Consider the following 8,550-nt stretch of genomic DNA (forward strand, 5'->3'; position numbering starts at 1 on the left):
GTTGCAGGGAGGGGGCCAGCGTTTGCGACTGTAGGTGCATCCCTTCGAAACGACAGGGTTATTTTCGCTGACCGATCTGCACATTTCGGTCGGCAGTCGTCCTTGCCCCTGTGGATATCGAGTGGAACCCTGCGTCCAACACCGCCGGGGAGGGTGAGCCGGGCGCGCCTTCGCGCCCCGCTTCGAACTGATGGGTCTTCTGGCTGGAATCACGTCTCCGTTGGCGCTCCGGCGCCTGGCTAGAGCGCAACTCAGCGAAGTTGCTGATGAACTTCGTTCCGAGCTGATCCGGGTCGGGTCCGAGGTCGGCGGTCATTTCGCCGGCAGCCTGGGCACGGTCGAGCTCACGGTCGCCCTCCACTACTTGCTCGACACCCCCCGCGATCGGCTGGTCTGGGACGTGGGCCACCAGGCTTACGGGCACAAGGCGCTCACGGGACGGCTCGGCGGCCTCATGAAGATCAAGAAGGCCGACGGGCCGAGCGGCTTCCTGCGCCGCGAGGAGAGCGCGTACGACGCGTTCGGCGCCGGCCACGCCGGGACTTCGGTCTCGGCCGCGCTCGGCATGGTCGAAGCAGCACGGCGCACCGGCAGCGGCGCGCGCGTGGTCGCCATCATCGGCGACGGCGCCGCGACCTCGGGCATGTCGTACGAAGCGCTGAACCACGCCGGTCACCTGGGGAGCCCGCTCCGGGTCGTGTTCAACGACAACGGCATGTCGATCGCGCCCAACGTGGGCGGCCTGTCGAAGACCCGGCGCGCGCGCCACTATTTCGAGTCGCTGGGCCTTGCGTATCTCGGCCCCGTCGACGGACACGACCTCGACGCGCTCCTGCCTGCGGTCGAGTCACTGCTCGCGGCGCCGGGCGCCGCGGTGCTGCACGTGCGCACGCAGAAGGGGCGCGGCTTCGCGCCGGCCGAGGCCGATCCCTACAAGTGGCACGCGACCACGCCCTTCGAGCGCGCGACGGGCAGCGTGAAGGCCAGCGGCAACGGCGGCGCGCCGAGCTGGACCCATGCCTTCGCCGACGCGCTGATCCGCGTGGCCGAGCGCGACCCGCGCGTGGTCGCGATCACCGCGGCCATGCCCGACGGCACCGGCCTCGACCGCTTCGCGAAGCGCTTCCCGGACCGCGTGTACGACGTAGGCATCGCCGAGCAGCACGCCGTGACCTTCGCGGCCGGGCTGGCCGCCGACGGGCTGCGGCCGGTGTGCGCGATCTACTCGACCTTCCTGCAGCGCGCCTTCGACCAGGTCGTGCACGACGTGGCGCTGCAGAAGCTGCCCGTGACCTTCGTGCTCGACCGCGGCGGCCTGGTCGGCGCCGACGGTCCCACGCACCACGGCGTGCTCGACTTCGCCTACCTGCGGATCATCCCGCACCTGGTGGTCGCGGCGCCGCGCGACGAGAACGACCTCGAGGGCCTGCTCGCTGCGGCGGTCGACTCGGGCCGGCCGTTCGCGCTGCGCTTCCCGCGCGGCGCAGCCACGGGCGTGACTCTCCTGTCGGAGCCCAAGGCGCTGCCCATCGGCCGGGGCGAGCTCCTGCGCCGCGGCAGCGACGTGGCGCTCCTGGGCATCGGGCGCACGGTGCCGGTCGCCATGAAGATCGCGGAGCTCCTGGCGGAGCGCGGCGTGCGCGCCTCGGTGCTCGACGCGCGCTACGTGAAGCCGCTCGACGCCGAGCTGATCCTCGCCACCGCGCGCGCCACGGGTCACCTGGTCACGATCGAAGACCACGCGGGTCTCGGCGGCTTCGGCAGCGCGGTGCTCGAGCTGGTCGCGCGCGAGCTGCCGCGCACGCCCGTGCGCATCCACGGTCTGCCCGACCGCTTCACCGACCACGGCGACGTGAACGCGCAGTACCGCGCGACCGCGATCGACCCGGAGTCCGTGGCCGCCGACACCCTGGCCTGGCTGCGGCCGGCGGCGCACGCGCGCCCGCGCGAGCGCGAGGAGAGCCCGCGTGTCGCTTGAGCGACCGCCCAGCGAAGACGTGCTCTCGGCCTACGCGCACTGCCGCGGAGTGACCCGCGCGAGTCACTCGAGCTTCGCGGCCGCTTTCTGGATGTTCCCCAGGGCCAAGCGCCGGGCGCTCCACGCGATCTACGCCTTCTGCCGGCTGGCCGACGACATCGCCGACGACCCGGCGATCCGCGGGAATCGGGGCCTGTTGCTCGAGCGCTGGCGCGAGGAGCTCGCCGCCGCGTACGAGGACAAGGCCGTGCACCCGGTCGGCCTGGCGCTCGGCGACGCCGTGAAGCGCTTCGATCTGCCGCGCCGCACCTTCGAGGACCTCTTGCTGGGCGTCGAGTCGGACCTGCGGCGGCTGCCGATCGAGACCTTCGACGACCTGTACAGCTACTGCTACCGCGTGGCGTCGACGGTGGGTCTTCTGATCGTGCGCGTGCTGGGCTACCAGAACCCGCGCACGCTCGACTACGCCGAAGCCATGGGCGTGGCGGTGCAGCTCACCAACGTGCTGCGCGACGTGGGCGAGGACGCGGCCTCGGGCCGCGTGTATCTCGCGCGCGAGGACCTGAAGCGCTTCGGCGTGTGCGAAGAGGCGCTGACCGCCGACCCGGCGCCCGACGAGCTGCGGCTCCTGCTCGCCTGCTACGCCGAGCGCGCGCGCATCTTCTACGAGCGCGCCGCGTCGCTGCGGCCCGACGAGGACCGCGCGCGCCTGCGGCCCGCCGACGCCATGGGCGCCATCTACCGCACCATGCTCGACCGCCTGCAGGCGCAGCGCTTCCCGCAGCGCGCGAGTCAGGTGCGGCTGTCCAACCCGCACCGGCTGGCGATCGCGGCGAGTGTCTGGCTGCGCGGAGCGCGCGCGTGAGCCAGATCTCCGAACGCAAGCGCTCGCACCTGACCCTGTGCGCGACCGAAGACGTCGAGCATCACGGCGCCACCTTGCTCGACGAGGTGCGCCTGCTGCACGAGGCGCTGCCCGACCTGTCACTCGCCGACGTGTCACTCGAGACGACCCTGCTCGGCAAGACGCTGCGCGCGCCGATCGTGATCTCCGGCATGACCGGCGGCACCGACGAGGCCGGCACGTTGAACCGCGCGCTGGCCGGCGCGGCCCAGAAGCTCGGCGTGGCCATGGGCGTGGGCTCGCAGCGAGCGATGCTGCTCCACCCCGACCAGGCCGACACCTACCGCGTGCGCGAGGTGGCGCCGGACATCTTGTTGCTCGCGAACCTGGGCGCCGTCCAGGCGCGCGAGTCGGGCACCGCGGCCGTGATGGGCCTGGTGCGCGCGATCGGCGCCGACGCGCTGTGCGTGCACCTGAACGTGGCCCAGGAGCTCGTGCAGGACGAAGGCGACCGCGACTTTCGCGGCTGTCTCGCCGCGCTGGGCGAGCTGGCGCGCGAGCTTCCCGTCCCGGTCATCGCCAAGGAGACCGGCTGCGGCCTCTCGCCCGGAACGCTCGCGCGGCTCTGCGACGCGGGCGTGCGCTGGGTCGACGTGGCGGGCGCCGGCGGCACGAGCTGGACCGCCGTGGAGTCGCTTCGCGGCTCCGAACGGCAGCAGGCGCTGGGCCGCGAGCTGCGCGACTGGGGGATCCCGACCGCAGCGTCGGTGGTGTACGCTGCGCGCGCCGGCTTGCGGGTGATCGCGTCGGGCGGGATCCGCGGGGCGCTCGACGCGGCCGCGGCGCTCGCGCTGGGAGCGGATGCGGTCTCGCTCGCGCTGCCCTTCTTCCGCGCGTTCACGGAAGGCGAGCAGGACGGCGTCCTCTTGGCAGGAGAGCGCTTGATCGAGGGGCTTCGCGTGGTGGCATTGCTGACGGGCGCGCGCGATGCGCGTGCGCTGCGCCGCGTGCCGCGCGTGATCGGACCGAACCTCGCGCGCTGGATCGAAGTCTCACGGGCCCCGGCGCGCAGCGAAGAAGCATCGTGACGCAAGCCGGCCACGACACCGAGGCGCCGGGCATTCGCGCGGCGCGGAAGGACGAGACCCAGGCGCGGATCATCCACGCCTCGATGGAGCTGTTCGCGACGCGCGGCTACGAGGGCACGAGCATCTCGGCCATCGCGCAGAAGGCGCAGATCAGCCGCGGCGCGGTGTTCTGGCACTTCGGCTCCAAGGAAGGGCTGTTCCGCGAGGCCTGCAAGCGCTTCTTCATCCCGTTCTGGCGCGAGGTCGAGCGCAGCCTCGAGTCACTGGGCCCGCGCGAGCGCGTGCTGACGCTGTTCGACCTGTACGAGTCGTTCGTGACCACCAACCGCGAGACGATCCAGGCGCTGGTGCGCTGGGTGCTCGAGTCGCCGACCATGCGCGAGTCACTGCGCGGCGAGCTCCTGGCGCTGCACGCCATGTTCACGACCGACCTGCGCCAGGCGATCGCCGAGCTGTGCGGCGACCCGTCCGAGGCGGAGCTGCTCACGACCACGCTCTCGTCGCTCCTGGCCGGGAATCTCTTGTTCGGCGTGATCGACCCGGGCCCGGCGCAGGACAAGGCGCGGCGCGAATCACTGCGCGTGCTGGCGGAGCGCATGCTGTTCGCGAGCGCGCCCAGGGCCGAACGGACCGCGCGCGCATGAGCGCCGCGCCGCTCGCCCCCGCCGCGGCGGAGCTCGTCGCCCGCGCGCAGACGGAGAACTTCCCCGTCGCGCTGTTCGTGCTGTCGCGCGCGCAGCGCGCCCACCTGATGGCGATCTACGGCTTCGCGCGGCTGGCCGACGAGCTGGGTGACTCCGCGCCCGGCGACCGGCTGGCGCAGCTCGACTTCCTGGAGGCCGACCTCGACCGCGCCTACCGCGGGCAGGCGCAGCACCCGCTCTTGCAGCGGCTCACGCCGAGCCTGGAGTCCCTGAAGCTGCCGCGCGAGCCGTTCGCCGCGCTGATCGAGGCCAACCGCCGCGACCAGCGCATCGCGCGCTACGCCAGCTGGCGCGCGCTGGCCGAGTACTGCGAGTACTCCGCGAACCCGGTCGGACGGCTGGTGCTGCACGTGTTCGGCGCGGCGACGCCCGAGCGCTTCGCGCTCTCGGACCGGGTGTGCACCGCGCTCCAGCTCGCCGAGCACTGCCAGGACGTGGCCGAGGACTTCGCCGCGGGCCGCGTATATCTCCCGGCCGAGGACCTGGCGCGCTTCGGCGCGTCGGAAGCCGATCTCACCCGGCTCCAGGCCTCGCCGGCGCTGCGCGAGGTGCTGCGCTTCGAGGTGGCGCGCGCGCGCGGCCTGCTCGACTCGGGCGCGGCCTTGGTGAAGACCCTGTCCGGCCGCGGACGGCTCGCCGTGGCGGGCTTCATCGCGGGCGGGCGCGCGGCGCTCGACGCGATCGAGCGCGCGGACTTCGACGTGCTGGCCGAGGCGACCCGGCCGCGCAAGCGCGACCTGGCGCGCCGGCTGCTCGGGGCCTGGCTGTGACTCCGCGGATCGCGGTGGTGGGCGGCGGGCTCGCGGGCCTTGCGGCGGGCATCGCCTGCGGCGACGCGGGCGCGCAGGTCACTTTGTTCGAGGCGCGGCCGCGCCTGGGCGGCGCGACCTTCTCGACCGAGCTCCAGGGGCTGCGCGTCGACAACGGGCAGCACGTGTTCCTGCGCTGCTGCAGCGAGTATCTCGCGTTCCTCGAGCGCGTGGACGCGCTCGGCCGCACGGTGATCCAGCCCCGGCTGGCGATCCCGGTGCTGGCGCCGGGCGCGAAGACCACCTGGCTGCGGCGCATCGGCCTGCCGGCGCCGCTGCACCTGGCGCCGAGCCTGGCCGGCTACTCGCCGCTGTCGCTCGGCGAGCGGCTGCGGCTCGTGCCGGCTGCGCTGGCGCTGAAGTCACTCGAGCTCGACGATCCGGCGCTCGACCGCAGCACCTTCGCGGACTGGCTGCGCGCGCGGGGTCAGTCGCCGCGCGCGATCGAGTCGTTCTGGGACCTCGTGACCCGCCCGACCGTGAACCTGCCCGCGGCCGAGGCTTCGCTCGCGCTGGCCGCGAAGGTGTTCCAGACGGGCCTGCTCGACCGGCCCGAGGCCGCCGACGTGGGCTACGCGGCGGTGCCGCTCGAGGCCGTGCACGGCGAGCCCGCGCAGCGCGCGCTCGAGAAGCTCGGCGCCGCGATCCATCGGCGCGCGCGCGTGCAAAAGGTCGACGGCCGCTCGGTCGTGGTCGCCGGCGAGAGGCTCGAGTTCGACGCGGTGGTGCTGGCCGCGCCGCACGAAGACGCCGCGAAGCTCCTGCCCGCGGCCGCCGGCGTGGACCCCGCGGCACTGGGCAAGCTCGGCGCCTCGCCGATCCTGAACCTGCACGCGGTCTGGGACCGCAAGGTCCTGCCGCACGCCTTCGCCGCGGCGGTGGGCTCACCGCTCGAGTGGCTGTTCGACCGCAGCGAGGCCGCGGGGCTCGAGCGCGGGCAGTATCTCGCGGTGTCGCTCTCCGCCGCCGACCGCTGGCTCGGCGTCTCGGCGGAGTCGCTGCGCCGCACCTTCGAGCCGGCCTTCCGGGCGCTCCTGCCTGCGGCGCGCGACGCCGTGCTCGAGCGCTTCTTCACCACCTCGGAGCCGACCGCGACCTTCCGCGGCGCGCCGGGCAGTCACTCGCTGCGCGCGCGCACCGAGACGCGCCTGCCCGGCCTGTACCTCGCCGGCGCGTGGACCGACACCGGCTGGCCCGCCACGATGGAGGGCGCGGTGCGCAGCGGCATGAAGGCCGCGCGCGCGGCGCTGCTCGGCGCCGGGCTCACGCGCGGATTGCCTCTGGAGGTCCCGGCATGAGTGACCCGCTTCGCAAGCCCGACCCGATCGCCGACGCGCGCCGCGCGCTCGAGCGCGCCTGCGGGCACCTGTTCGCCACCCAGGACCCCGCGGGCTACTGGAAGGGCGAGCTCGAGACCAACGTGACCATGGACGCCGAGGACTTGCTGCTGCGCGAGTTCCTCGGCATCCGCAGCGAAGACGAGACCAAGCACGCCGCCCTGTGGATCCGCTCCCAGCAGCGCGCCGACGGCTCGTGGGCCACGTTCAAGGGCGGCCCCGCCGAGCTCTCGACCACGGTCGAGGCCTATGTGGCGCTGCGGCTGGCGGGTGACCCGCTCGAGGCGAGTCACATGCGGCGCGCGGCGGAGCTGATCCGCTCCATGGGCGGGCTCGAAGGCACGCGCGTGTTCACGCGCTTCTGGATGGCGCTGTTCGGGCTGTGGTCGTGGGACGACTTGCCGGCGCTGCCGCCCGAAGTCGCGCTGCTGCCGCCGTGGTTTCCGCTCAACGTGTACGACTTCAGCTGCTGGGCGCGGCAGACCATCGTGCCGCTCACGATCGTGGCCGCGCATCGCCCGACGCGCCGGCTGGCGTTCTCGATCGACGAGCTGCGCGTGGGCCCCAAGCCCGTCGAGCGCGAGTCACTGCGCACCTGGGCCGGCCGCTTCCAGCTGCTGGACCGCGTGCTGCATTTCTACGAGCGCCATCCGTTCCGGCCGCTGCGCAAGATCGCGCTGCGCGTGGGCGCGGAGTGGATCCTGCGCCGCCAGGAGGCCGACGGCGGCTGGGGCGGGATCCAGCCGCCCTGGGTGTACTCCATCCTGGCGCTGCATCTGCTCGGCTACCCGCTCGATCACCCGGCGCTCGCGCGCGCGCTGCAGGGTCTGGCCGGCTTCACGCTCGACCCCAACGGACGCCGCCGGCTCGAGGCCTGTCAGTCACCGGTGTGGGACACCGCGCTCGCGGTCGTGGGCCTGAACGACGCGGGCGTGGCCCAGGACCAGCCCAACCTGGTGCGCGCGGTCGACTGGCTCTTGCAGGAAGAGATCCGCGTGCCGGGTGACTGGGCCGTGCGCCGGCCGAAGCTCGAGCCCGGCGGCTGGGCCTTCGAGTTCGCCAACGACAACTACCCCGACATCGACGACACGGCCGAAGTCGTGCTCGCGCTGCGCGGCGCCGCGGGTCAGGGCCGCTCCGACGTGAACGCCGCGATCAAGCGCGGTGTGACCTGGACGCTGGGCATGCAGTCGAAGAACGACGCCTGGGCCGCCTTCGACGTCGACAACACGAGCGCGCTGTGCGCGGAGCTCCCGTTCTGCGACTTCGGCGAAGTCACGGACCCGCCCAGCGCCGACGTGACCGCGCACGTGCTCGAGATGCTGGCCGTCGAGGGCATGGCCGACTTCGAGGCCGCGCGCCGCGGGCGTGACTGGCTGTTGCGCGCCCAGGAGCCCGACGGCTCGTGGTTCGGCCGCTGGGGCGCGAACTACGTGTACGGCACGGGTGCCGCGGTGCCGGCGCTGGTGGCCGCGGGCGTGCCCGCGAGCGACGCGTCGGTGCGGCGCGCGGTGGTCTGGCTCGAGCAGCACCAGAATCCCGACGGCGGCTGGGGCGAGGACCTGCGCTCGTACGTGGACCGCGCCTGGGCGGGCAAGGGCACCTCGACCGCGTCGCAGACCGCGTGGGCGCTGCTCGCCTTGCTCGCCGCAGGCGAGCGCGGGCCGGCGGTGGAACGCGGCGTGCGCTTCCTCGTGACCACGCAGCGCGCGGACGGCGACTGGAACGAGCCCGAGTTCACGGGCACCGGCTTCCCCGGCGACTTCTACATCCGCTACCACATGTACCGG

General features: G+C 73.4%; 7 protein-coding genes. All 7 read left to right on the top strand.

From position 1 onward, the window contains the following. Positions 1-190: 190 nt before the first annotated feature. Positions 191-1,978, top strand: a complete 1,788-nt coding sequence (locus VMR86_05215; GenBank protein ID HTO06439.1) for a 1-deoxy-D-xylulose-5-phosphate synthase — start codon at positions 191-193, stop codon at positions 1,976-1,978. Then, positions 1,968-2,843: a squalene/phytoene synthase family protein gene (locus tag VMR86_05220; GenBank protein ID HTO06440.1), complete on the top strand. Its 876-nt coding sequence runs from the start codon at positions 1,968-1,970 to the stop codon at positions 2,841-2,843. Before VMR86_05215 ends, VMR86_05220 begins: the two co-directional genes overlap by 11 nt. After that, positions 2,840-3,910 carry a type 2 isopentenyl-diphosphate Delta-isomerase gene (gene fni / locus VMR86_05225; protein HTO06441.1) on the top strand — a complete coding sequence of 357 codons (1,071 nt, stop codon included), beginning with the start codon at positions 2,840-2,842 and terminating at the stop codon, positions 3,908-3,910. The genes VMR86_05220 and fni overlap by 4 nt, the downstream gene beginning before the upstream one ends. Next, on the top strand, positions 3,907-4,554 hold the full coding sequence (locus VMR86_05230; GenBank protein ID HTO06442.1) for a helix-turn-helix domain-containing protein: 648 nt from the start codon (positions 3,907-3,909) through the stop codon (positions 4,552-4,554). The genes fni and VMR86_05230 overlap by 4 nt, the downstream gene beginning before the upstream one ends. Beyond that, positions 4,551-5,384, top strand: a complete 834-nt coding sequence (hpnC, locus tag VMR86_05235; protein ID HTO06443.1) for a squalene synthase HpnC — start codon at positions 4,551-4,553, stop codon at positions 5,382-5,384. Before VMR86_05230 ends, hpnC begins: the two co-directional genes overlap by 4 nt. Continuing rightward, complete coding sequence (gene hpnE / locus VMR86_05240; GenBank protein HTO06444.1) at positions 5,381-6,721, top strand: hydroxysqualene dehydroxylase HpnE; 1,341 nt, start codon at positions 5,381-5,383, stop codon at positions 6,719-6,721. Before hpnC ends, hpnE begins: the two co-directional genes overlap by 4 nt. Continuing rightward, a partial coding sequence (gene shc / locus VMR86_05245; protein HTO06445.1) for a squalene--hopene cyclase occupies positions 6,718-8,550 on the top strand: 1,833 nt, incomplete at its 3' end. The genes hpnE and shc, both read left to right, overlap by 4 nt.

This window comes from Myxococcota bacterium, from assembly GCA_035498015.1.
In the GTDB taxonomy this organism is placed as follows: domain Bacteria; phylum Myxococcota_A; class UBA9160; order SZUA-336; family SZUA-336; genus VGRW01.

Bases quoted from the DNA above. Each gene is read 5' to 3' on its own strand.
- VMR86_05215 (HTO06439.1), top strand. From the start codon at position 191: ATGGGTCTTCTGGCTGGAATCACGTCTCCGTTGGCGCTCCGGCGCCTG.
- hpnC (HTO06443.1), top strand. From the start codon at position 4,551: ATGAGCGCCGCGCCGCTCGCCCCCGCCGCGGCGGAGCTCGTCGCCCGC.